The 21,823-nt window shown below is 43.7% G+C and carries 26 protein-coding genes; 16 read left to right on the forward strand and 10 right to left on the reverse strand.

The window, feature by feature from the left end; all coding sequences use genetic code 11:
• The first annotated feature begins 134 nt into the window (after window positions 1-134).
• Genes BM265_RS02215 through BM265_RS02225 form a run of 3 tightly spaced genes read left to right on the forward strand, consistent with a single transcriptional unit; the run spans window position 135 to window position 2,262 of the window.
• Window positions 135-1,049, forward strand: coding sequence for a glycoside hydrolase family 5 protein (locus BM265_RS02215; RefSeq protein ID WP_143098652.1), 915 nt, complete (start codon window positions 135-137; stop codon window positions 1,047-1,049).
• Entirely contained in the window at window positions 1,046-1,873 is an 828-nt protein-coding gene (locus tag BM265_RS02220) for a nitroreductase family protein (RefSeq protein WP_074959842.1), read from the forward strand. Before BM265_RS02215 ends, BM265_RS02220 begins: the two co-directional genes overlap by 4 nt.
• Window positions 1,870-2,262, forward strand: coding sequence for a PaaI family thioesterase (locus BM265_RS02225; protein WP_074959843.1), 393 nt, complete (start codon window positions 1,870-1,872; stop codon window positions 2,260-2,262). The genes BM265_RS02220 and BM265_RS02225 overlap by 4 nt, the downstream gene beginning before the upstream one ends.
• A gap of 45 nt (window positions 2,263-2,307) precedes the next feature.
• Here BM265_RS02225 and BM265_RS02230 read toward each other — a convergent pair whose 3' ends face one another.
• The 6 genes from BM265_RS02230 to BM265_RS02255 form a co-directional block, all read right to left on the reverse strand.
• Window positions 2,308-4,212 (reverse strand): GGDEF domain-containing protein, encoded by a 1,905-nt coding sequence (locus BM265_RS02230; RefSeq protein WP_074959844.1) that lies wholly within the window; start codon window positions 4,210-4,212, stop codon window positions 2,308-2,310.
• Between the two features lie 143 nt (window positions 4,213-4,355).
• The gene (locus BM265_RS02235) at window positions 4,356-5,135 is read right to left on the reverse strand and encodes a putative ABC transporter permease (protein ID WP_074959845.1); all 780 of its coding nucleotides are present in this window, start codon (window positions 5,133-5,135) and stop codon (window positions 4,356-4,358) included.
• Window positions 5,136-5,271: 136 nt separating this feature from the next.
• Entirely contained in the window at window positions 5,272-5,526 is a 255-nt protein-coding gene (locus tag BM265_RS02240; RefSeq protein ID WP_074959846.1) for a sporulation transcriptional regulator SpoIIID, read from the reverse strand.
• A gap of 73 nt (window positions 5,527-5,599) precedes the next feature.
• Window positions 5,600-6,001 carry a putative ABC transporter permease gene (locus tag BM265_RS02245; protein ID WP_074959847.1) on the reverse strand — a complete coding sequence of 134 codons (402 nt, stop codon included), beginning with the start codon at window positions 5,999-6,001 and terminating at the stop codon, window positions 5,600-5,602.
• A 90-nt stretch (window positions 6,002-6,091) separates the two neighbouring features.
• Complete coding sequence (locus BM265_RS02250) at window positions 6,092-6,304, reverse strand: hypothetical protein (RefSeq protein ID WP_074828099.1); 213 nt, start codon at window positions 6,302-6,304, stop codon at window positions 6,092-6,094.
• A gap of 69 nt (window positions 6,305-6,373) precedes the next feature.
• Window positions 6,374-7,198 (reverse strand): nucleoside recognition protein, encoded by an 825-nt coding sequence (locus tag BM265_RS02255; protein WP_242940750.1) that lies wholly within the window; start codon window positions 7,196-7,198, stop codon window positions 6,374-6,376.
• Between the two features lie 34 nt (window positions 7,199-7,232).
• On the opposite strand from BM265_RS02255, the gene BM265_RS20520 reads away from it, so the two are divergent.
• From BM265_RS20520 to BM265_RS02305, 11 genes are all read left to right on the forward strand, one after another.
• Window positions 7,233-7,490 (forward strand): hypothetical protein, encoded by a 258-nt coding sequence (locus tag BM265_RS20520; RefSeq protein WP_242940751.1) that lies wholly within the window; start codon window positions 7,233-7,235, stop codon window positions 7,488-7,490.
• A 31-nt stretch (window positions 7,491-7,521) separates the two neighbouring features.
• Entirely contained in the window at window positions 7,522-7,821 is a 300-nt protein-coding gene (locus BM265_RS02260) for a YabP/YqfC family sporulation protein (RefSeq protein ID WP_074959849.1), read from the forward strand.
• Complete coding sequence (locus tag BM265_RS02265; RefSeq protein ID WP_074959850.1) at window positions 7,802-9,052, forward strand: sporulation protein YqfD; 1,251 nt, start codon at window positions 7,802-7,804, stop codon at window positions 9,050-9,052. Before BM265_RS02260 ends, BM265_RS02265 begins: the two co-directional genes overlap by 20 nt.
• Before the next feature lie 106 nt (window positions 9,053-9,158).
• On the forward strand, window positions 9,159-10,154 hold the full coding sequence (locus BM265_RS02270; protein ID WP_074959851.1) for a PhoH family protein: 996 nt from the start codon (window positions 9,159-9,161) through the stop codon (window positions 10,152-10,154).
• Entirely contained in the window at window positions 10,123-10,635 is a 513-nt protein-coding gene (ybeY, locus tag BM265_RS02275) for an rRNA maturation RNase YbeY (RefSeq protein WP_074959852.1), read from the forward strand. The genes BM265_RS02270 and ybeY overlap by 32 nt, the downstream gene beginning before the upstream one ends.
• Window positions 10,619-11,098 (forward strand): diacylglycerol kinase family protein, encoded by a 480-nt coding sequence (locus BM265_RS02280; protein ID WP_074959853.1) that lies wholly within the window; start codon window positions 10,619-10,621, stop codon window positions 11,096-11,098. The genes ybeY and BM265_RS02280 overlap by 17 nt, the downstream gene beginning before the upstream one ends.
• The gene (locus tag BM265_RS02285; protein WP_074959854.1) at window positions 11,091-11,630 is read left to right on the forward strand and encodes an NUDIX domain-containing protein; all 540 of its coding nucleotides are present in this window, start codon (window positions 11,091-11,093) and stop codon (window positions 11,628-11,630) included. Before BM265_RS02280 ends, BM265_RS02285 begins: the two co-directional genes overlap by 8 nt.
• The gene (locus tag BM265_RS02290) at window positions 11,630-12,097 is read left to right on the forward strand and encodes a GNAT family N-acetyltransferase (RefSeq protein ID WP_074959855.1); all 468 of its coding nucleotides are present in this window, start codon (window positions 11,630-11,632) and stop codon (window positions 12,095-12,097) included. Before BM265_RS02285 ends, BM265_RS02290 begins: the two co-directional genes overlap by 1 nt.
• Before the next feature lies 1 nt (window position 12,098).
• The gene (gene era / locus BM265_RS02295) at window positions 12,099-12,995 is read left to right on the forward strand and encodes a GTPase Era (RefSeq protein ID WP_074959856.1); all 897 of its coding nucleotides are present in this window, start codon (window positions 12,099-12,101) and stop codon (window positions 12,993-12,995) included.
• 150 nt (window positions 12,996-13,145) lie between these two features.
• The gene (gene recO / locus BM265_RS02300; protein ID WP_074959857.1) at window positions 13,146-13,901 is read left to right on the forward strand and encodes a DNA repair protein RecO; all 756 of its coding nucleotides are present in this window, start codon (window positions 13,146-13,148) and stop codon (window positions 13,899-13,901) included.
• A 14-nt stretch (window positions 13,902-13,915) separates the two neighbouring features.
• Window positions 13,916-16,318: an endonuclease MutS2 gene (locus BM265_RS02305; RefSeq protein WP_074959858.1), complete on the forward strand. Its 2,403-nt coding sequence runs from the start codon at window positions 13,916-13,918 to the stop codon at window positions 16,316-16,318.
• A 46-nt stretch (window positions 16,319-16,364) separates the two neighbouring features.
• On the opposite strand, the gene BM265_RS02310 is transcribed toward BM265_RS02305, so the two are convergent.
• The 4 genes from BM265_RS02310 to BM265_RS02325 are packed head-to-tail and all read right to left on the reverse strand — an operon-like array spanning window position 16,365 to window position 19,965.
• Window positions 16,365-16,607 (reverse strand): hypothetical protein, encoded by a 243-nt coding sequence (locus BM265_RS02310; RefSeq protein ID WP_074959859.1) that lies wholly within the window; start codon window positions 16,605-16,607, stop codon window positions 16,365-16,367.
• A 1-nt stretch (window position 16,608) separates the two neighbouring features.
• Entirely contained in the window at window positions 16,609-17,940 is a 1,332-nt protein-coding gene (locus BM265_RS02315; protein ID WP_074959860.1) for an esterase/lipase family protein, read from the reverse strand.
• A gap of 10 nt (window positions 17,941-17,950) precedes the next feature.
• Entirely contained in the window at window positions 17,951-18,940 is a 990-nt protein-coding gene (locus BM265_RS02320) for an ATP-binding protein (RefSeq protein WP_074959861.1), read from the reverse strand.
• Window positions 18,937-19,965: a DnaD domain protein gene (locus BM265_RS02325; RefSeq protein ID WP_074959862.1), complete on the reverse strand. Its 1,029-nt coding sequence runs from the start codon at window positions 19,963-19,965 to the stop codon at window positions 18,937-18,939. The genes BM265_RS02320 and BM265_RS02325 overlap by 4 nt, the downstream gene beginning before the upstream one ends.
• Window positions 19,966-20,232: 267 nt before the next feature.
• On the opposite strand from BM265_RS02325, the gene BM265_RS02330 reads away from it, so the two are divergent.
• Entirely contained in the window at window positions 20,233-20,892 is a 660-nt protein-coding gene (locus tag BM265_RS02330) for a DUF3592 domain-containing protein (protein ID WP_074959863.1), read from the forward strand.
• A 140-nt stretch (window positions 20,893-21,032) separates the two neighbouring features.
• A complete protein-coding gene (locus tag BM265_RS02335) occupies window positions 21,033-21,791 on the forward strand; it encodes a YdcF family protein (protein WP_074959864.1) in 759 nt (252 codons plus the stop codon).
• Window positions 21,792-21,823: the final 32 nt, after the last annotated feature.

Below are 21,823 nucleotides of genomic sequence, written 5' to 3' on the forward strand. Positions count from 1 at the left end.
AATGCAGTTTAATATATTCGCAAATGTAATATTAAATTAATAATATTGGACTAAAAAGTCTACATTAATTGTGTATAATATAAAAGAAGATTTGTACACAATTATAGCATGATGCACTCTAAGGAGCGGATACTATGTTGAATAAACTTAAAGTTATAAATGGTAAACTGACAGACGGCGAGAAGCCAATCAGGCTTTTTGGATTATCTACCCACGGTATTGCATGGTACCCCGAATATGTATGTGAAGAATCCTTTGCGGCGTTGAAGAATGATTGGCGCACCAACTGTGTAAGGATAACCATGTATACCGATGAATTCCGTGGATACTGCAAAGACGGCAATAAGCAGCACCTCAAGGAACTGGTTGAGAAAGGCGTCAACATCGCTGAAAAGCTGGATATGTACGTTATTGTTGACTGGCACGTTCTCAGTGATCAGGATCCTATGAAGTATGTAGATCAGGCTGAGGAATTCTTTGGTGATATGTCAAAGCGCTTTGCCGAAAAGAACAATGTCATATACGAGATATGCAACGAACCCAACAACAGCGGAACTTGGGATAGGGTAACTGAGTATGCCGACAGGATCATACCTCTGATAAGGAAGAACTCCCCTGATGCGCTGATAATCACAGGTACGCCTAACTGGTCCCAGGATATACACTGCGCTCTGGATAAGCCTTTCAAATGGGATAATGTGATGTACTCCCTGCACTTCTATGCTGCTACCCATAAGGGAACTCTGCGCAGTCGTCTTGAGCGCTGTGTTGAAGCAGGACTTCCTGTTTTCATAAATGAGTTCAACCTGTGTGAAGCAAGCGGCAAGGGTGATATCGACAGCGAAGAATCCGAAGCATGGCGTGAAGTCATCGACAGACTTGGACTTAGCTGTATAAGCTGGTGCCTGTCTAACAGTGGAGATACCTGTGGCGTTTTTGCGAAGGATTGTACCAAGCTTTCGGGCTGGACAGATGAGGATCTGAAAGATTCGGGTAAGATGATAAAGAGTTGGTTCAACACCTTTGCTGATGAGGAGAATAATAAATGAACAATGTTTTCGGGCTGATAAGCGAGCGCAAAAGCGTCAGGACTTTTGACAGCGATGAGATAACTCCCCTTGTACGCGATGATATACTTAGGTACGCCCGTGGGATAAAAACTCCCTACGGACAGGAAGTCGATGTGCGCATACTTGACAAAGGTATGCACGGGCTTTCAAGCCCTGTTATAGTGGGTTCTGAGACTTTTATCGCCGGAAAGATAGACCGTGCTGAACACGCGGAAGAAGCATTTGGATATTTCTTTGAAGAACTGATACTCTATATACAGTCCCTGGGGCTTGGTACCACCTGGATCGGAGGTACTATGGACAGGAAGGCTTTCGAGGACGCTATGGAACTTGATTCAAATGAAGTCATGCCCTGCGTCAGCCCCATCGGCAAACCTGCGGAAAAACGTTCTCTGAGAGAGATCATGATGAGAAAAGGTATCAGGGCGGACAGCCGCAAAAAGTTCGAGGAACTGTTCTTCGATGGCAGTATAAATGTGCCTCTCAGTGAAGCCAGATATCCCGAACTATCCGAGATACTTGAAGCGGTACGACTGGCACCATCGGCTGTCAACCGACAGCCCTGGCGCGTGATAATCAACGAGACAGGTGCGCATTTTTATTTGAAGCACGATATGGGATATATCGATGGTACAGGCTGGGATATGCAGAAGATAGACATGGGCATAGCGCTATGTCATTTCAGACTTTGTGCCGAAGCTAACGGAATTGAAACACGATTCAGTATTGAGGATCCGAACCTTGATGCTGGCAGGCTTGAATATATTGCAAGTTTTTTGATAGAAAAATGGAGCGAAGAATGAAGACCATCGAAGAGATAAGAGAATTTTTCAGACACGACCTTTACGCCTATGATACAGGTGCATATATCGAGGAAGTCGGCGATAAATATGCGAAGATAAGTCTCACGCTGACAGAGCGTCACAGAAACGCTGTAGGCGGTGTGATGGGCGGAGTTTATTTCACTATTGCTGACTTTGCTTTTGCTGTGGCATCCAACTGGCAGTCACCCGGTACGGTATCACTTGATTCGGATATATCTTTCATCGGAGTACCTTCTACTGATAAGATTTATGCTGAGACTGAGCTTGTTAAAGATGGCAGGTCGGTCTGTACTTACATAGTCAGAGTGAATGACAGCACAGGAAAACCTCTTGCGGTGGTGAAAACAGTCGGTTTCCACAAGACATGATAATAACAAATCCCGGAAAGCTTCGTGCTCTCCGGGATTTTTGTATCAGTATCTTCTGAGGTAGCGCGAGTAATTCTTGCGCTTTTTCTCCTTGTACATTACTTCGTCAGCCTTGGTTATCAATTTGAAAAGAGTCATATCGTCAGCGACCCTGGTAACAAGAGTACCTATGCTGCATTCGACTTGATAAGGCTTTGCGATTATCTTGTTGGTGTGTTCAACTCGGCTCTTTATTGAGCTTTCGACCTTTTCGACGTCCTCTTCTTCGGCATTCAGACCTATAACGATAAACTCATCACCGCCGAATCTTGCACATATCATGCCTTCTTCGCAGCTCTCGCTGATTATTGTGGCAAGAGTTTTGAGTGCGAAATCGCCCTCGCTGTGGCCGAAGTTATCGTTTATGTATTTGAGACCGTCCATATCCACAAAGCTTATAAGCAGCTTCTGCCCCAGCATCCTGCATTCGTTGAATACCGAATCAGCTGCACGGATAAAGCCGTTTCTGTTGTAGATATTACACAGCGGGTCAATAACATAGAGCTTATCCAGCTCATCTATCACGTTTTTAAGGTTTATATTCTTTCGGATATCTTCAAGGCTCTGGCTGATACTCATTATCAGTGAATGACAGACCATACTTCTTGTGGGAAATTCGCTGTTAGTTATTATTGCGTAGCCGAGGCATCTCTCGCGAAAATGCAGAGGCAGATAATAGCTGATATTACCCCCTGTGGTAAAGTTTCTTGGAGCAATGTTTGAACTCCTGAAACATTTTACCTCAGAAATCTCACCTTTGTTCCATATCAGCGGCGCGGACATCTTAGGTGTGTATCCGTGTATGAGAGAATCCTCAATCTTCACGGAATAGTTGCTTATCCAGTCATCGCAGAGGCAAATGCAGAAGCGGTCACAGTCAAGCTCTGAAACTCTATTTCCGATAACTCTCATGCATTCCTCAGGGGTATCTGTTTCGGCAGTTTCGGATATGATACTGTTCAGCAGACGAACTTTCGACCTGTTGTAGTCCAGTATATTATAAGTATATCTTCGGTAAGCATCGATATCGGTAAGTTCGGTCGATTGACATCCGCAGCTTTCGGAAAGGACCAGCTTTGAATCAAGGTTCCTGACTTTCTCCCACGATTTGCCTTCGATAGCATTTACAAGTATCTCACAAGCAGAATAACCGGCTTCTGCCAGAGGTCTTTCAACAGTTGTCAGCGCAGGATAGTGGTGACGTGCATTGTAGATATTATCAAATCCTGTCACTATAATGTCATTAGGTACAGTATAACCTCTGTCCTCGAATTCCTTTATAGCCGAAAGTGCCGCTGCGTCATTTGCACAAATCAGCGCATCAGGGAGCTTATTGTCACTCTTCATGAGCATTTCTGCCATAATCTTTCCATCTGATGGACGGAATTCTCCGAACATGATCCTGTCAGGGTCAACGTTCTTCCCTGCTGCGGTCATTACCTCGCAGAAAGCTTCGTACCTTTCCACTGCCTCAGGGTTGCTCTTAGCTCCGGAAAGATAAGCGATATCATTTGCTCCGTGAACTTCAATTATATGGCTGACAAGTTCCGACATAGCCTTTTTGTTGTCGATGGTAACATTCATGAACTGTGGATATTCATCACAGTCAAAAACCACAACAGGCAGCATTGAAGTCTTTATCACCGATACGAGCTTCTGCTTGATCTCGACATCGGGGATAGTATTGATCATAAGGATAACGCCATCGAACATTTTATAGTTTATCAGGCTGTAAATATTGTTTTCGCCTACATCAAATCCGCGGTCGGAAACGACTCCGCAGAAGCAAGAGAAACAAGAGATATTGATATCTTTCTCTTTCGCACAAGCGATAACGCCGTCAATAACTCCGCGCTGATATTCTTCATCAATTCCCGCAGCTATCAGAGCGATCTCAGTGGGTCTGTCCATGCAAACGACCTCCCTTTAAAATATAATAGTATTATCTTTTATATTATACAATATTTTTTGCAAAAAATCAATAGTTTTTGAAAAAAACTTCCAAATGCCCGCGATTTTGTCGTGCTATTGGAAGTTTTATAAAAATATGAAATTTAAAGTTCTTTTTTGATAAACGATAACATATCGTTTAGTTTCCCGTTTTTAGCCTGCTCAAGCTGCTTTTCCATATAGCTCCGAAGTTCCTCGATAAAATCGCGTTCAGTATGCATGGCGAAGATGAAACGGTATCTTCTTCGCTGCCTTCTGGCTTCGGCGCGGATATGTTTTTTCAGTTCGTCGTAGCGAATGACCATTTTGTTTTCTGATGCAAAGGCTTTGATCTTCGCGGTAAGGCTAAATGAAATTACAAGGTCTATCGTAAGTATCCCGTAGAAAAATCCAATCACGAAAGAGAAAAGCAGATTATGTGAGAACCATTCAAGACCCGATAAAATCCGCGGGTGAATGAAAAAATAATAACCTGCCCCAAGCAAAGCCCAGTATAAGGAAAATCTGAGACAGATTATGCCCTTGTAGTTGAATCTCAGCTCAGAATAATCCCAAAGCTTAAGATGCCGCCTTATAATAAAAAGTTCTCCAGCGATAAGCTCGATGACTGTCATTGCCACAGCCATGACGGTGAAAAGCACGCCTTTTCGTATGCTGTCATCATCTATCGGTATGAACTTTTCCAGCATTGCCATAAGGTAAAGTGCTGTTAGTCCGAAGCCGTAAAGCGGCAGACAAGGTCCGTTAAGAAAACCCGGGTTTATCCAGACTCGTTCCTTGTTTGCAGGCTTGAAACGTCGGTAAAATACTTCAAGCGTCCAGCCAAACATACTGCCCGATGCAAACAGCAGGGCCAATATCATAAATCCGTATACGATAGTCATATGTACACCTCACAAAAATGACCGTTATCCATTATTATATTATAGCTGAGATCTGACAGTTTGTCAACAGCAATGCGCCGCCCCACCGCAATGCGGAAGAACGGCGTATAGTATGTATATACCTGTCAGCTGGTGTTTATTTATGAGCATTTTCATATTTGTGTTTAGTCGCAAGACCGCCGCGGATATGACGCTGCTCTTTGTTTTCCTCAAGTATTTTCCGCACCTCGCTGTAAAGAGAGGCCGACAGCTTCGGCAGCTGTTCGGTGAGATCTTTGTGTACCGTTGATTTTGAGACTCCGAATTCAGATGCGGTGGCTCGGACAGTTGTTTTTCGGCTGACCATGAATTCGCCGAATTGCACAGCTCTTTCCTTATCGGTTCTAAACATTGTTCACACCCCTTTTGCTACATAATATGTCCAATAGAGGTGTGATAGAACATTATTTTATTGTTGTAACCGCTTAGGCTGGTTCACAAAATATGAACCGCCTGATAAAGTTATCTGATACCATGCCGAAAAAAGACAGCATAAACCATATTGCGGAATAGCGCAGACATATCTGCCCGTCAAAATTATAAGGCATATTATGATAATTCCATATTTTCATACCCATGCGGCGGTTAAGTATCTCCCCTGCCAGAAGCTCACCCGATGTTATAAAAAGCATTGATATGAAAAGAACTCCTAGATATGTCATGCGACCCGAACGTCGTTCTCCGTTAAGTTCATGTATCACTATCATCGCAAGAGCACCAAGCAATCCCATGGAGATATGAGAGTATCCCCTTTCCAGCATTTCGATACAGCCGTAACATATCCCACCGAATATACCGACTGTAAAAAGCTTCAGCAGTTTTTCCATCTCTTCACCCCGAAATAATCATCTCGGTAGAAGTATTGGCAAAAAAATGCACATAATACAAAAAGGCGGGATATCTACCCGCCTTTGATATCAGATTATATCGTCTTCCTGGTTAGGAATGTTCAGCTGCTTCTTAGGAACACGCTTTATGGGATCGTAATCCCATTTTTTACAGGCATAATCGGCATCAACGAGACCCTGTTTTTCACACAGTACTTTGTTGCCCTCTTTAGATTTGTTGCCGAACTTACAGTATGAACATGACGGTGTTATCTTATTACCGAAAAAACTTTTCTTTGCCATTATATATGCAACTCCTTTGCAAAAAAAGATATATTTTTCAAGTTCTGAATTATTTACATTATAGCACACTCAATCCGAAAATACCAGACCTTTTTTATAATTCAGTAGAAAAATCATTAATATTAGACATAACGATGCACTTAAATTGTTAACTTTGACGAAGTTGTAACTACATGAAACAGCAGTTACAGCTTCGTTTATAAGATGCGGCTGTAATATTTTACAGAACAGTGCTGATAGGAGTGCGGCAAAAGGTCTAAGTTTAATGAATCTGAACAGTGATAATTTATCTGATTTCAGAGCAAATAACTGCATGATGATACATATTCCCCCGAAAGAACAGGCTGCACATATGATCGGCAGAATTCTGTAAGGTGAGCCTTGAAGTTCGGAGAGTGAGGTTATCTCAAAAAAGGCAGAGAGCAAAGCTGATTCGTTATATGAAAATCCGAAAAAATGCCGTATAATGCCAAATATGCCACTGGCTTTCAGTACTGCCATTACTGCCGAAAAGAATATCACGGTCATGCAGATGACACCCATGGACTTCCCTGCCGAAGTAATCCCGCCGACCAGAAAACTATCCTTTTTATGTATGTGAATTGTTTTTTTTACTGCGAGTTCAGAAAACCTGCACGTAATAAATGCAATAACAAGATTCGATAGCAACACCGATAAAAATATCAGTGTTCCAACTTTTGCACTGCCGAAGACAGTCAGTCCGATTGCACCACTGTAAAAGGCAGGACCTCCGCAGTAGCAGAAGCAGGCTGCTTTTTCGGCTGTGGAGGTATCTATCTCTCCCCTGTCAAGCATTTCGGAAAGTGTCTTTATCCCTACGGGGTATCCCGCGAAAGTACTTATAAGAAATACTACGAATATACTTTCCGGCATACGAAAAAGTACGACTGGTATCCACTTGAATGGTTTGGCAAGGGTTCGTATGCACCCGCTGTTTACCAGCATCGAAGCCGCTGCCATGAATGCGAATAGTGACGGTATCAGAATATTAAGGCACCGCATGGTAGAATCTTTCACTGCTGATGAAACTTCGGCTGGATACAGCGACATTCCCGCGGATATCAAGGTCAGGAATATACATAATAACAGGTCTTTCAGCTTGGATATGTTTTTACATTTCATAGGTGTTACCTCCAAGACAAGTATATGCCGCAGACAAGCGTAATATAATATTTGTGACGGAGGGAGTGATCATAATGGCAAGAATACCCGGGATAAGCTTTTTGGGTAAAACGCGGGAGCTTATGTATTTGCAGTCATACATACGGATAAACGATAATACTTCTGCACTGGTGGAAAATTGTCGGCAGATATACGAATGTACTGAGGTTTGCGTAAGGCTTCTAACTGGCAGTTTTGAGATAGAACTCTGGGGCAGTGGGCTAATGCTGAGTTCATACGCTGAAAACAGTGTGGAAGTTCGTGGGACGATTGAACAGGTTAAACTTGTTTCACGTAGAAACAGGAGGGATGGAAATGACTCTGGGAAGTATTGATTACAAAATAGAGGGCGGGGATTTTGCAAAACTGCTCGCAGCTTTCACGAAAGAAAAACTCATATATTCAGGGCTTCGTGAGAACGAGGATCATCTGACATTGAATGTTTCTTTTGAGCACAGTTTTAGCTTTGAAAGGCTTTGCAGAAAAGAGGGCTATGAGCCTAAAAGAACGGCATATCATGGTATGCTGAAGCTGTACCGAAGTATTATAAAACGTCCAGGACTTATTGCGGGTGCAGTGTTATCTGTGCTGCTGATGGTTTATTATTCCAATGTTATCCTGACTATCAAAGTGGATACCGATGATCCGATCATCTACGGAAAGATAATCGATGTGCTGAACGCTGACGGTGTAAAAGCGGGGGCGTATATACCCGATATCGATCTGGTCATTGAGGAACGTTCGCTGAAAAGACAGATCGATGAAGTCGCATGGGCCGGTATCAGCCGTACAGGCTCGGGAATAGCTGTGGATATACTTGAAGCGGTCGAAGCTGAAAAAGGCATCACTGTTGGTATGCCATGCCATCTTGTGGCTTGCGAGGACGGAGTTATCGATGATATAGAACTTATTGACGGTCAGCTTATGAAATGCCTTGGCAGTGGTGTAACAAAAGGTGAGATAGTTGTGAGCGGAAAGATAGTTACCGAAAATTCCGAATGGACGAAAGACGGCGAGGTCATAACTTCGAAAACACGGTATGTTAGGAGCATCGGCAAGATTCGGGGAACTTTCATAAGGACGATGGTGTTTGAGCAGCCATTTGATACCGAAGAAAAGGTACTGACAGGTGAAAAGAAAAAGCTGTCTTATTTTGAGATATTCAGCGCTCGCATACCACTGCATACCAAAATATCCGATGGCTATTATGAAACTGCAAAAGAGGAAAAGCACTTTCCGGAGATAGGTGATTTCATTCTGCCCTTTGGTTTTACTGAGATCGATCTGCGTGAGTTCGACATAAGAAGTCAGGTGCTTGACAAGAACGAAGCACTCTCCCGTGCTGAACAAGCTGCTTACAGATACGAGCAGAACTTTCTTACACCGTATGAGATACGCGGAAGGTCTGCAAAACCCGAATTTACTGATGACGGTGTAAGGCTTACAGTAAATTACGAACTCTATGGAGACCTCTGTAAAGAGAGTGATTTCTTCATACCGAAATACATTGTACCCGATTTGGAAACAGTTCAAAAAGAAAATGTGCAAGATAGTGAAAATTATTGATATTTTTTGTTGCATTTAATTAAAAATTTGATTTTTTTTGTTGCATTCCATTAAAGAATGTGGTATAATGGATTCCAGAATGTAAAATTGAGCGGAGTGTATCCTAATGGCAGAAAAACTGATAGCCGTTGACAGCATGGAAACTATGCTTAGCTTGTTCGGCAGCTACGATGAGAATGTGAATCTGATACAGCGCGAATACGGTGTTGCCGTACTTGGACGCGGTGAGGATATCAAAGTCACGGGTGATGAACAGGGTGTATTTAACGCCTGTGAAGCGATCAACGGATTGATTACTATGATAAACAGCGGTGAAAAGCTCACCGAACAAAGTATACGTTATGTTTTTGCTCTGGTTCGCGAGGGCAGACAGTATGAGCTGAATAATCTCAGTGATGACGGCATTTGCGTGACGATAACAGGCAAGGTAATAAAGCCCAAAACTCTGGGACAGAAGCGGTATGTTGATTTTATCCGCAAGAATACCATAGTTCTCGGCATCGGACCTGCGGGCACGGGCAAGACTTATCTTGCGGTGGCTATGGCGGTCAAGGCTTTTAAAGCCCATGAGGTGGAAAAGATAATCCTGACCAGACCTGCGGTGGAAGCGGGTGAAAAGCTGGGATTTCTGCCGGGAGACCTGCAGAACAAGGTCGATCCTTATTTAAGACCGCTGTATGATGCCCTCTTTGAGATGCTGGGACCCGAATCCTTTGCAAGACAGCAGGAGCGCGGGTGTATAGAAGTTGCTCCTCTGGCTTATATGCGAGGAAGAACACTTGATAACGCATTTATAATCCTGGACGAGGCACAGAACACCACCAACGAACAGATGAAGATGTTCCTGACCAGGCTGGGATTCAACTCAAAGATAGTAATAACAGGCGATATAACTCAGATCGACCTGCCCGATAACCGTAAGTCGGGACTTATACAGGCGATGCACGTTCTAAGGGACGTTGATGATATAAAAATTAACAGATTCTCCGATAAGGATGTAGTCAGACATAAGCTGGTACAGGATATCATACTGGCATACGAAAAATACTCAAAAAGGAATGGGAAAAACAATGGACAAAGTCAAGGTAATGATCACCAATAATCAGACAGAGGTTAAGATACCCGTTGGCATAAGGATGCTTGTGAGACGCTGCTGTCATGCGGTTCTTGAATATGAAGGCTTCGGAAAAGATGCCGAGGTATCTGTATCTTTCATAAATGACAAGCAGATACATGAGCTCAACAAGGAACACAGGAATATCGACAGACCTACTGATGTACTGAGCTTCCCTCTTGGTGAGGACGGCGAGTACGACGTAAATTACGAAACAGGTGCCTGTCTTCTGGGCGATATTGTAATCAGCCTTGAAACTGCGACAAGACAGGCTCAGGTATACGGTCATTCCCTTGAACGTGAAGTAGGCTTCCTGACTGTTCATTCCATGCTGCATCTGCTGGGCTATGACCATGAAGAAAGCAGTCTGCAGGAGCGCATAATGCGTGAAAAGGAAGAAGCTATTCTTGCACAGCTGGGAATTTCCAGAGATGAGACATTTGTAGAGGAACATGAACATAAAGAATGAACTTTTGAAGTTCTTAAAGAGCTTCAGATACGCGGCAAGCGGTATAATCCGCTGTATAAAGACACAGAGAAATATGCGTTTTCATATTGGAGCTGCCGGAGCTGTAGCTATTGTTGCGATACTATGTAGTGTCAGCATAGCAGAGGAGCTTGCTTTGCTGCTGACTGTCGGTGGTGTCATTGCACTTGAATGTGTCAATACTGCCATAGAAAACGCAGTTAACCTTGCTGCGAAAAACAAACCTTCTGAAATGGCAAAAGCAGCCAAAGACTGTGCGGCAGGTGCAGTGCTGATATTCTGCATAGCGGCAGCTTGCGTTGCGGGTGTTGTTTTCGGCAGAAGGATACTGTACATTTTAGGATGTTTTGCTGAATATCCAGAACTTATCATAGCTGCCGTGCTATACTTCGCACTGTGGTTCTGGTGGGTCTTTCTCTGTTTCAGGGAGAAGAATGATGACTGATAACAAAGAATTGACGATAGAACTGCGGGATACCGAGTGGGAATTCGAGTACACGGATCACGACAGGCTCATCGCAAGAGCCATAGTTTTTGATGATGATGGTTATTTCTATTTTGTCAGAGCTGAACGTGACGACGATTTCGGCAAGGCAGTGTTTATAGAAACGTCCGGTGGCGGTGTTGAGGAAAACGAAACTCCTGAGACAGCTATAATAAGGGAACTCCGTGAGGAACTGGGTGCAGAAGTCGATATCGTATGCAAGATCGGTGTGGTCAGTGACTACTATAATCTTATCCACAGGCATAACTTAAACAACTATTTTCTCTGCAAAGCGAAAAGCTTCGGTGCCAATGATCTTACCGAACAGGAGATCACTGATTTTCATCTTTCGACTTTGAAGTTAAGGTTCGATGATGCTGTGGAAGAATACCAAAACAGCAGAAAATCCAAAATCGGCAGACTGATAGCTGCCAGAGAATTGCCTGTACTTATGCGGGCGAAAGAACTGCTAAATAATAGAGAGGGACATTGATGAAGATTATCGAAGCATCATGTACTGACCTTAGTACCATTAAGGATATCACCCACAGTACGATTAAGGCGGTTTATCCGAGGTACTATCCGTCAGGCGCTGTGGATTTCTTTCTAAAATACCACAGTGAAGAAAATATTGCCGAGGATATCAGAGAGCGCAGAACATTTCTCTGCATTGACGATTACGGCAATAAGGTCGGTACTGTGACTATAAAAGAAAATGACATCGGAAGACTTTTCGTGCTTCCTGAATTTCAGGGAAAAGGATACGGCAAAGCACTTCTTGATTTTGCAGAAAATGTGATAAGCAGAAGTTATTCCGATATAATACTTGACGCATCACTTGCGGCTAAAAAGATATATATCAAAAGAGGATACACAGAAATTGAGTACAAGACCGTTATGACAGATAACGGTGATTTTCTGTGCTGGGATATAATGATCAAGAAAGTAAAGGAAAAATAAAATGACAAAGAATATTTTTGTTACCATAGCAGGCAGAGCAAACGCAGGCAAATCTTCCCTGCTGAACGCTCTTGTCGGCGAAAAGATAGCGGCTGTCAGCGACAAACCGCAGACCACCAGAACAAAGATAACAGGAGTTCTGACTAAGGGCGAAACTCAGTTCGTTTTCATGGATACTCCCGGTATGCACAAGGCGAAAAACAAGCTCAGCGAACATATGGTGAACACAGTCAACGAGACCATAACAGGTGTTGACATGATAATCCTTATGTGCGACTGCACCAAGAAGATCTCAGACAACGAGAAAAGCCTGATTACGAGCTTCAAGGGCGGAAAAAGCAAGGTAATACTGGCGCTTAACAAGATAGATCTTCTTGATAACAAGGAAGAGGTTATTGCAAAGCTGGCTGAGTATTCGGAGCTTTATGATTTTACGGAAGTCGTTCCTATCAGCGTTGTTCAGAACGATGGGCTGGATATCATCATGGATATACTGGAGAAAAATGCGGCAGATGGTCCCCATTTCTTCCCTGATGATAAATTCACCGATCAGCCCGAGAAAGTCATCATGGCGGAGATAATCCGTGAGAAGGCTTTGAGGAATCTTAACGATGAAGTTCCTCACGGCGTAGCTGTAACTATCGAACAGTTGGGTGAACGCGAGGACAGGAGCGGCGAAGCCATACTTGATATCACCGCCACGATCTTCTGCGAAAGAGAATCCCACAAAGGAATAATCATCGGCAAGGGTGGTTCAATGCTGAGGAAGATAGGTCAGGACGCAAGAGCCGATCTGGAGGATTTCTTCCAGATAAAGGTCAATCTGCAGTGCTGGGTAAAGGTCAAGGAAGGTTGGCGTAACCGAGAGGGATTGATTAAGAATTTCGGACTTTCCTGATTGGAAAAATATTCCGCTCATATCTCGTTCATTAGAGAGCAAGCTATCTTTAAAGGATGGTGAGCGGTTTGGAGCTTTGGGAGAAATTTCTGAAAAGCGGCAGTATCAAGGATTATCTCGCCTATGCGAGAGCTGAAAGGACTGATGTGAATGACGACCCTGAAAGGACTTATCCTGAAAGAAACTGACAGCGGAGAATCCAGCAAATCGATATGTGTGCTGACTGCCGAACTTGGAGTTATATATATTTACGTCAGGGGCGGAAGAAAAAGCAGTAAGACTGTTTCTGCCACTCAGTCATTCAGCTATTCTGAGCTTTGCTTTGAAGAAAAGAAAAATGCCAACGGACAGGTCAGCCGCTATTTGAACAGCAGCGAGCCTGTCAAGCTGTTTTATAATATAAGACTCGACGCAGCTAAAGTTGCCCTTGCGTCGTATTTTTCAGAGCTGCTTATATATTCGGGTACTGAGGGTCAGGAATGTAAGGAAGTCATGCGGCTCGCACTGAATAGTCTCTATTTTCTGGACGAGGGCAAAATGCAGCCCGACCTGCTAAAATGCGTGTTTGAATTCAGGCTGCTTTGCGAGATAGGTATGCGTCCGAAACTTGTGGGCTGTGCGTTCTGCTTTAAATACGAAGACGATAAGATGCACTTCAACTTTCTGGAAGACAGACTTGAATGTGAAAGCTGCTGCCCTAATCCCGAAAGCGTACATACTATGATACTTGACAAACAGCTTCTTTATATCGTGCGTTATATCGCGCTGACGGAGTATGAAAAACTTTTTTACTTTAATATAAGCGACAGATATCTGAAAAAGCTCACCGAATTCACCGAGAGATACGTTGGATATCATTTCAGGAAAAAATTCGGTGCGCTGGAATTTTACAAGATGTTGAAATGAGGTAAATTACATAAATGGGACTAGAAAATATAAACCATGAGATCCTTGAACTTGATAAGGTTCTTGAAATGCTTTCAGAGCTTTGTTCAAGCAAGGACAGCAGACAGGCGGCGCTGGCTGTAAGGCCATCGGATGACCTGTACACGGTGCGTACCGAGATGGCTAAAACGGCTAGTGCGCTGAATATGTCCATCAAAAACGGTACACCTGCTTTTTACAGCATAAACAACGTATCCGCAAGCCTGAACAGAGCAAACGCAGGCGGTACACTTTCTCTCGGCGAACTGCTGGAGATAAAAAAAGTTCTTGGACAGACAAACGAGCTTTGCAAATGGTTCGATCAGAACGATGATAAGAACACTCCCCTGTCCTATCTGTTTGAACAGCTTTTCCCTAACAAGTCACTTTGGCAGAGATTGGAAACAGCCATACTTGACAGCGAGAATCTTTCCGACGATGCCAGCCCCGAGCTCAGGTCTATCAGAAACAAGATAGCAAAGGCTGGTCTGAAAATACGTGAAACTCTGGACAAGATGATAAAATCACCTTCTACACAGAAGTATCTTCAGGAATCCATCGTTACCATGCGTGACGGCAGATTTGTTGTACCTGTTAAGACCGAGTTCAAAGGTAACGTGGGTGGTCTTGTACACGGCACTTCGGCAACCGGTTCTACACTTTTCGTTGAGCCTATCTCAGTAGTTGAAGCCAACAACGAAGTCAGGATACTTCAGGGCAAGGAACAGGACGAGATACACCGCATACTAACAGAGTTCTCCAAAGAATGTGCCATGATGCAGCCACAGATAGAATCAAACTATGATGCGGCAGTAAAGCTTGATCTCTATTTTGCTAAGGCTAACCTCGGTGCAAAGATGAAAGCCGTTGATCCCGAGATATCGGATGACGGAATAATCGTGCTGAACAAGGCAAGACATCCCCTTATCGATGAGAACAAAGTTGTACCGATAAACTTTAGATCGGGCACAGATTATAATGTGCTTGTTATCACAGGTCCTAACACAGGCGGTAAGACTGTTACCCTGAAAACTGTCGGTCTGCTGACACTGATGACCATGTGCGGTCTGATGATACCGGCGTCCGATGGGTGCAGAATTTCGATCTACAAGAATATCCTTGCAGATATCGGTGACAGACAGTCCATAGAGCAGAGCCTTTCGACTTTCTCTTCTCACATGGGCAAGGTCAAGGATATAATCGACAAAGCTGACCATGTGAGCCTTGTACTGATAGATGAGCTTGGCTCGGGTACTGACCCTGTTGAGGGCGCAGCGCTGGCAGTTTCCATAATCGAAAGATTGCGTCAGGTGGGCGCAACTGTTGTTACCACCACCCATTATCAGGAGATAAAGATGTATGCTCTCGATACCGACGGAGTTGAAAATGCTTCCTGCGAGTTCGATGTTGAGACCATGCGCCCAACCTACAAGCTGGTGATCGGTTCACCGGGTAAGTCCAATGCATTTGCGATATCGAAGAATCTTGGCATCGATGATGATATAATCAGCTATGCGAAGTCACTGATATCCGAGGATAACAGGCGTTTCGAGCATATAATAGACGATCTCGAAAAAGCAAGGATTAGCCTTGAAGAAAATAATCTTCTTGCAGAAAAATACCGCCAAGAGGCTGAAAGCCTGCGAAATGAGCTTGATCAGCAGAAGCAGAAGTTCCTTGAAGAAAAGGAATTTGAGCTTGAAAAGGCAAGACGTCAGGCAAGCGATATAGTAAATCGTGTTCAGCGTGAATCTCAAGCTCTTGTGGACGAACTAGATAAGCTTCGCAAGGAGAAGGAAAAGAACGGATTCACACAGAAAGCTATCGATGCAAGGCAGAAGCAGCGCTCAACGATGAACAAGCTTTATCTTGAAGCCAATCCTGTTTCTGAACAGCCCGATGATGATTATGTTCTGCCAAGACCCCTCAAAAAGGGTGATACGGTGCTTATTACCGATACAAAGCGCAACGGTATCGTTGTAACTCCCCCGGATGACAAAGGTATGTGCTTTGTTCAGGCGGGTATCATGAAGACCAAGATCGATGTGAAAAAGCTCAGGCTGGTTGAAAAACAACAGCCCAACAAGACCCCGCAGCAGAAGAAAAAACAGCGCGGAGTTTCCACCAAGGGTGTTGAGAGCCGTATGACAAGGCGCTTTTCTACTGAGCTGGATATCAGAGGTTACGCAAGCGATGAGGGCATCCACGAGATGGACAGCTTTATCGATAACTGCGTAATGTCGGGAATCAGCATGGTGACTGTAATACACGGCATCGGTACCGGCGTTCTTAAAAACGCGGTGAGAAATCATCTGCGCAGACATCCGTCGGTGAAATCCTATCGTCCTGGAGTTTACGGCGAGGGCGAAGATGGTGTTACCGTGATCGAACTTAAATAAAAGAAATCCCCGAGGATAGCTGTCCTCGGGGATTTTTGTTATCATGTCAGAACTGTCCTCCTGCCTGGGAAAGCAGTTCACGAAGAGCATTCAGAAGCTCGATATCATCAGCATTGAGTTTGATGCTCGCTTCTATCTTCTGTCCAGCTGCGTTTGTAACTTTAAGGTCGAGAGCTCCGCCCTCCTCCATGCCGCTTGCAGCTGTCTGCATAAACTGGGGTATCTTTGGGTGGTTCTCTCTGAATTTTTCAAGCATGGGTTTCAGCTTGACTACTGCCATTGGGTTCATATCACAATCCTCTTTCTTTCAGGTCTTTGACTATATCCACGTAAAATTCGCGGACATCAAATCCGTCTATATTTTCACGGAAGAGGTCTATCATATCTCCGTGTGAAAGACCTCTGTTGCCGTTATGGTTTATCATAAGTGTGTTCTCGCCGCGCAGTGCGGATTCCTTAACTACTAGACCGTCGTTGCCCGTGCCGTCTTTGCGGTTCATCATGTAACCGAGATTCAGCGGAAATCCTGCCGAGAATACATTTTTCATCACCGACATTACTGAGCGGTAGTATACGTTGGGACTATCTGGTATCTCCTCGTCAAGCTTTGCACAGTTTGAATGAGTGAGTTCCCGCAGACCCTTTTCAAAATCAGGGGCGGTATCACCTAGAACGGTGAAGAGCTTGTTGTACCTGCTTGCCACAAATTTCAGCAGACCATCAGGAACTTTAGCCAGTATATCGTCAACGAAATTGCAGCCATAGTGGGGAGTATTTATCGTTACCAGACTGGCAACATATTTGTCCATACCTAGCTTTGATATGGCATATCTCGAATCAAGCCCGCCCTTTGAATGGGCGATGATGTTCAGTTTTTCTGCGCCTGTCTCTTTTATAATTTTCTCGATCTTGTTTCGAAGTTCGCCTGCGCTGACGGATATCAGGTTCGCTGACTGCTGACCGCCGTAGTAGATCTCAGCACCGTTTCGCACAAGCTCCTTGGGAACTCTGCCCCAGTAATTGAACATTTGCCAGTCGCGGAAAAAGATGCCATGAACCATAAGTATCGGGTATTTCGTTTTGCAGACTTCATTCTCTTTGCGCATATCGTCAAGTTCCTGCTTAGCCTGTTCAAAGCGGAATTCTTTCTTAGCAGATTTGGAGATCATTCTAAGCACGATGATATTTACCACGGGAATATACCATGTGAATACCAGTGCGATATACTTGATTACCTTGACCTGTCTTGAAGATATCAGAAGTCTGATTATTCCGAACAGAGCACCTAGGGCGATAATGGCATATCCTGTCAAAGCGTTAGCGAACATTCGCCACGGGTCAAATCCGCCTATGATAATAAACGCAAGCACCACAGCCGTATGCAAAACAAGAGAGATTACAGCGCCGTCAATAAGAAACGAACCTTTTGCAATGCGGCAAAGCTTTTTGTCCTTATCAGCACGACCGCCCGCAGATATCAGATAGACAAGGTAAAACAGTACCAGTACTACTATGGCAAGTATTTTTACCGCCGTGGAAAGCTGCACCACTGTCCACAAAATAACGGAATTACATAGACAAAGTATCAGAAGCTGGTCGAACAATAATCTTATCTTTCTCACGATAGTAACCTCATATAATACCGTTTCTCAGCTTGACCAGCCTTACATCACTTCCCGCAAAGAAGAATGGTCTGAAACATCCTGTTATTCGTGAAACTATTCTGTCATTGTACTTTTTTCCGACTTCGTTGACGGTAAGATTCGTCGATATCAAGGTAGGTCGACGTTCGTTTATGCGCTCATTGATGAGTTCATAAAGCACCGAATCAGTGAATTGGGTCTGGAATTCAGAACCAAGGTCGTCAAGAATGAGTAGGTCGGCTTCAAGCATGACGCTCATGGTGTCGCCCTCAGCTCTGTGAAATCGTTCGTCCTCCACCTGTCGCATAAGTTTCAGCATGGAACCGTAAACTACGTTCCAGCCCTGTGAGATAAGCTCTTTTGCGATACATGATGATAGGAACGTTTTGCCCAGACCTGTCTTACCAAAGAATATCAGTGAGCTTGTGTGGGGCTCAAAACGCGTAGCGTAATTCTTGCAGTTTTCAAAGATCGTCTGCATCTTCACACGGGGAATCTCGCCGTTAACGGGCATATCGCTGTAATATTCCGCCCTGAAATCCGCAAAATCGTGAAGCTCTATGGAACAGTTAGCATTGATCTCCTCGGTCGTGTATTTTTTAAGAAGACTTTTCATGCACTCGCATCGAACGCCGTCATGATAACCTGAATCGCTGCATATCTCGCACTGATAGTGCATCTGCAGGTAATCCTCGGGATATCCGCAGGCTTTGAGCATTTCGTGCATGGTGTGTCGCAGGCTTATGTTTTTCTCCTTGATCTCGGCGATCTTCTTTGATATATCAGCGCTGCTCTTTCCTTTGCCGATGTTGCCGAGAAGTGCGTAGTTCAGCCTTATGGCTTCGCTGTGCATACGGTATATCTCAGGAGCCTTCTGGGCTATCTCGTCTAGTCTGCGCTGATGCTCCTCGTTGGCTTTGTCCTGCCGTTGTCTGAGTTCAAACTCGGCGCGGTCAAAAGCTTTCTCGGTATATCTCATTGATCTTCTTCCTTTCTGACGTTCCAGGGAGCGTCACCGAAATCATAATTCCTTGCAAAATTCTCATACTCGTTGAGGTCGTAAGATGGCTTGTCCTCGCTTACTGCAGAATATCTCTTTTTGTACTGCTCATCAGACTGCTCAGCCTCTTCAACACTGCTGACACCGACCTTAGCCCAGTTTTTCAGAATGCCGTCTATGTAGCTGAAACTGAGCTTGCTTTTGGCATCAAGACATTTATTATAGGCGAGCTCGATAAGATCATTGTTGAAACCAAGCCGCCGCCATTCCGTCATATACTGCTGTTGTTTCTTTGATGGACGATTCTCCATGCCAAATATTCTGAGTATTTTATTCTCGTAAGATATTCGTTCCGAAGCTGTGATTATCGCCTGCTCTACTTCTGCATATGAATTTATACCCTCGTTGTGCCAGTTTATCATAACGGTATACAAATATGCTATACTGCACTTCCCTGCTGCGCGGCAATGGTCGGCAGCAAGAAGTATGGATGGAGCATCAAAACGATAAAGCTCGTAAAGTTCTATCAGCTTGGCAAGCTCACTTCCGTTTATTGAAAACTGGAGCGACTGTATCTCATTTATAAGGCTTTTCAGCGCAGCATCATTTTCAGCCTTCTGCTGCATCTCTCGCTGAGAGTATTTTACTGTTATCTTCCGCTCAACCGCTGCTGCCTTTGTGGGCTTTACAGACTCAACCAGCGAGACAGGCTCATTCTTTCCGGAGAAAGTATGTGGTGGTTCCGGTTTAACAGCAGTCGTTTTCTCGCCGTTTACCTTTATAACTCCCAGCTCCTGCCAGTAGGCAACAGATGAATCAACATCAGCCTCCGAAAAGCCTGACATCGCTGAAAGCATGGCAGAATCGGTATATCTCGGACCTGCAAGTATGCAGAGAAGAATTTTGATCTGAGCTTCGTTACAGCTCTTTATATATCCGCCTGCCGCAGCCCACGGGAAACTAAAAGATGCTCCCCAGCTTTCGGCTTCAAAACAATAATCCATAGTTACAGACCTCCTGTGCGTAAGTTTTATTATAACATAGTTTGAGGAAAAAGTAAAGCTATCAACGAACAAATTATCCGATATGCTGCAACGGTTTTCTGTGTTAATGCTTTATCATTATAATATTTTTATTATATTATTTTGTGTATAAAGCCAAAGTGGATTATAAATTTAAAAGAAAAGGTAAATTTACAGTAAATGCTATTGACATTTCTGAAAATTTGTAGTATAATTTGATTTACCAAGATGAAATAGGAGGTAACCACTATGCTTGATCAAAAAAATAAATACCCTGATACTAATAACACACATGGCGAATTTATCAACCTGACAGATTATAATAACAACGACCTTATGAACAGCTATGACAATGCCCTGTACCGCACACCGGATGATCCGATGTATATATCAAATAAAGTGCTGAAAGGAACTTCAAGACCTAATTACAAGCCCTTTATCAGCGCACTGTCTGTAACTGCAGTACTGGGTATTGCTGTATATCTTTCCATAAAGCATTTTGCAAATAATAACTCCCCCATTAGTTTTGGAATGATCTTTTTTATTGCGGGCAGCATGATATTCTGGACTTCCCTGTTCGGCGAGATTTCAAAGAAAAAGATCTGCACTCAGCCCGTTATGGCTGTATGTCATGATCTTCATGTTTCCCACAGCAGAGACTCAGACGGACATTCTTCTACGACCTACAGCCCGGTATGGAGATACTATTTTAATGGTAATTACTATGAGCACCATGAAAGTGGTTCAAGTAATATTGATGTCCCCCGTATGGGTGAGCAGCGCGAGATAATGATAGATCCTAACGACCCTCTTACTATCTATCGCAAAAGTACCTCGAAAATGCTTTTTTTGCTGGTTTTCGGTTTAGTATTCATGGCAGTACCCCTTTTCATGGCAATGATCATATAATATTTCAAGACACATCTGTCACAACGACAGGTGTGTCTTTTTCGATGCGAAAATCGTTGATATAAACTAAGTTTCACATTAAGCTTGCAATTTCAGTGTAAATGTATTATAATAGTAAAAAAACAGAAAGGAAAACAACAATGACAATAAAATATGTTATCCTCGCAGCGGAGATATTTTGTCTGCTGATCTTCGTAGCACCATTACCGATACTTAATGCTGGAAATGTCGCAGGTATTGGATTTTTTACGCTTATGATCGCTGCCACAGCGGCTCATCGCCAGTTTTTCAAGCTGATGAAAGCAATGTGGGCTCACGGATGGGGAAAAGGCTTAATAATCGCTGTAAGCCTGTTCCTGATCGCAGGATTCACCTATGTCGGCATACTCTCTTTCAAGATGTACAAAGCTCAGGTAAATGAACCGAAAGACACCAAACTGATAATCGTTCTCGGCTGTAAGGTGAAGGGCGAAAGACCCTCGCGTATGCTTCGCTACAGACTTGATGCTGCCTATGAAGCAATGCAGAAACACCCTGATGCCCTCGTAGTTGTCTCAGGCGGAAAAGGCAGTGATGAAAAGATATCCGAAGCTGAGTGTATGCACAGATATCTTGTAGAAAAAGGAGCAGATGAAAGCAGACTTATAATGGAGGATAAGTCTACTACCACATTTGAAAATATAAAATTCTCATTTGCCATAACCGATAAACTTGGCTGCGGTAGAGATATCACAATAGTCACCGATGGCTTCCACCAGTACCGCGCAAGTCTTATAGCAAAACAGGAAGGTGCCAAAAACGTGACTGCTTATTCCGCAAACACTCAGCCCAAATATGTCCCGACCTACTGGGTGCGTGAATGGCTTGGTCTTACACATTTCTTTGTATTCGGAAACTGACATAATAAAACAAGGCTCCTGCGGGATAAGCG

This window comes from Hominimerdicola alba (genome assembly GCF_900112155.1).
Classification (GTDB): domain Bacteria; phylum Bacillota; class Clostridia; order Oscillospirales; family Ruminococcaceae; genus Hominimerdicola; species Hominimerdicola alba_D.

Bases quoted from the DNA above. Each gene is read 5' to 3' on its own strand.
- BM265_RS02215 (WP_143098652.1), top strand. From the start codon at position 135: ATGTTGAATAAACTTAAAGTTATAAATGGTAAACTGACAGACGGCGAG.
- BM265_RS02220 (WP_074959842.1), top strand. From the start codon at position 1,046: ATGAACAATGTTTTCGGGCTGATAAGCGAGCGCAAAAGCGTCAGGACT.
- BM265_RS02225 (WP_074959843.1), top strand. From the start codon at position 1,870: ATGAAGACCATCGAAGAGATAAGAGAATTTTTCAGACACGACCTTTAC.
- BM265_RS02230 (WP_074959844.1), bottom strand. From the start codon at position 4,212: ATGGACAGACCCACTGAGATCGCTCTGATAGCTGCGGGAATTGATGAA.
- BM265_RS02235 (WP_074959845.1), bottom strand. From the start codon at position 5,135: ATGACTATCGTATACGGATTTATGATATTGGCCCTGCTGTTTGCATCG.
- BM265_RS02240 (WP_074959846.1), bottom strand. From the start codon at position 5,526: ATGTTTAGAACCGATAAGGAAAGAGCTGTGCAATTCGGCGAATTCATG.
- BM265_RS02245 (WP_074959847.1), bottom strand. From the start codon at position 6,001: ATGGAAAAACTGCTGAAGCTTTTTACAGTCGGTATATTCGGTGGGATA.
- BM265_RS02250 (WP_074828099.1), bottom strand. From the start codon at position 6,304: ATGGCAAAGAAAAGTTTTTTCGGTAATAAGATAACACCGTCATGTTCA.
- BM265_RS02255 (WP_242940750.1), bottom strand. From the start codon at position 7,198: ATGCCGGAAAGTATATTCGTAGTATTTCTTATAAGTACTTTCGCGGGA.
- BM265_RS02260 (WP_074959849.1), top strand. From the start codon at position 7,522: ATGGCAAGAATACCCGGGATAAGCTTTTTGGGTAAAACGCGGGAGCTT.
- BM265_RS02265 (WP_074959850.1), top strand. From the start codon at position 7,802: ATGACTCTGGGAAGTATTGATTACAAAATAGAGGGCGGGGATTTTGCA.
- BM265_RS02270 (WP_074959851.1), top strand. From the start codon at position 9,159: ATGGCAGAAAAACTGATAGCCGTTGACAGCATGGAAACTATGCTTAGC.
- ybeY (WP_074959852.1), top strand. From the start codon at position 10,123: ATGGACAAAGTCAAGGTAATGATCACCAATAATCAGACAGAGGTTAAG.
- BM265_RS02280 (WP_074959853.1), top strand. From the start codon at position 10,619: ATGAACATAAAGAATGAACTTTTGAAGTTCTTAAAGAGCTTCAGATAC.
- BM265_RS02285 (WP_074959854.1), top strand. From the start codon at position 11,091: ATGACTGATAACAAAGAATTGACGATAGAACTGCGGGATACCGAGTGG.
- BM265_RS02290 (WP_074959855.1), top strand. From the start codon at position 11,630: ATGAAGATTATCGAAGCATCATGTACTGACCTTAGTACCATTAAGGAT.
- era (WP_074959856.1), top strand. From the start codon at position 12,099: ATGACAAAGAATATTTTTGTTACCATAGCAGGCAGAGCAAACGCAGGC.
- recO (WP_074959857.1), top strand. From the start codon at position 13,146: ATGACGACCCTGAAAGGACTTATCCTGAAAGAAACTGACAGCGGAGAA.
- BM265_RS02305 (WP_074959858.1), top strand. From the start codon at position 13,916: ATGGGACTAGAAAATATAAACCATGAGATCCTTGAACTTGATAAGGTT.
- BM265_RS02310 (WP_074959859.1), bottom strand. From the start codon at position 16,607: ATGAACCCAATGGCAGTAGTCAAGCTGAAACCCATGCTTGAAAAATTC.
- BM265_RS02320 (WP_074959861.1), bottom strand. From the start codon at position 18,940: ATGAGATATACCGAGAAAGCTTTTGACCGCGCCGAGTTTGAACTCAGA.
- BM265_RS02325 (WP_074959862.1), bottom strand. From the start codon at position 19,965: ATGGATTATTGTTTTGAAGCCGAAAGCTGGGGAGCATCTTTTAGTTTC.
- BM265_RS02330 (WP_074959863.1), top strand. From the start codon at position 20,233: ATGCTTGATCAAAAAAATAAATACCCTGATACTAATAACACACATGGC.
- BM265_RS02335 (WP_074959864.1), top strand. From the start codon at position 21,033: ATGACAATAAAATATGTTATCCTCGCAGCGGAGATATTTTGTCTGCTG.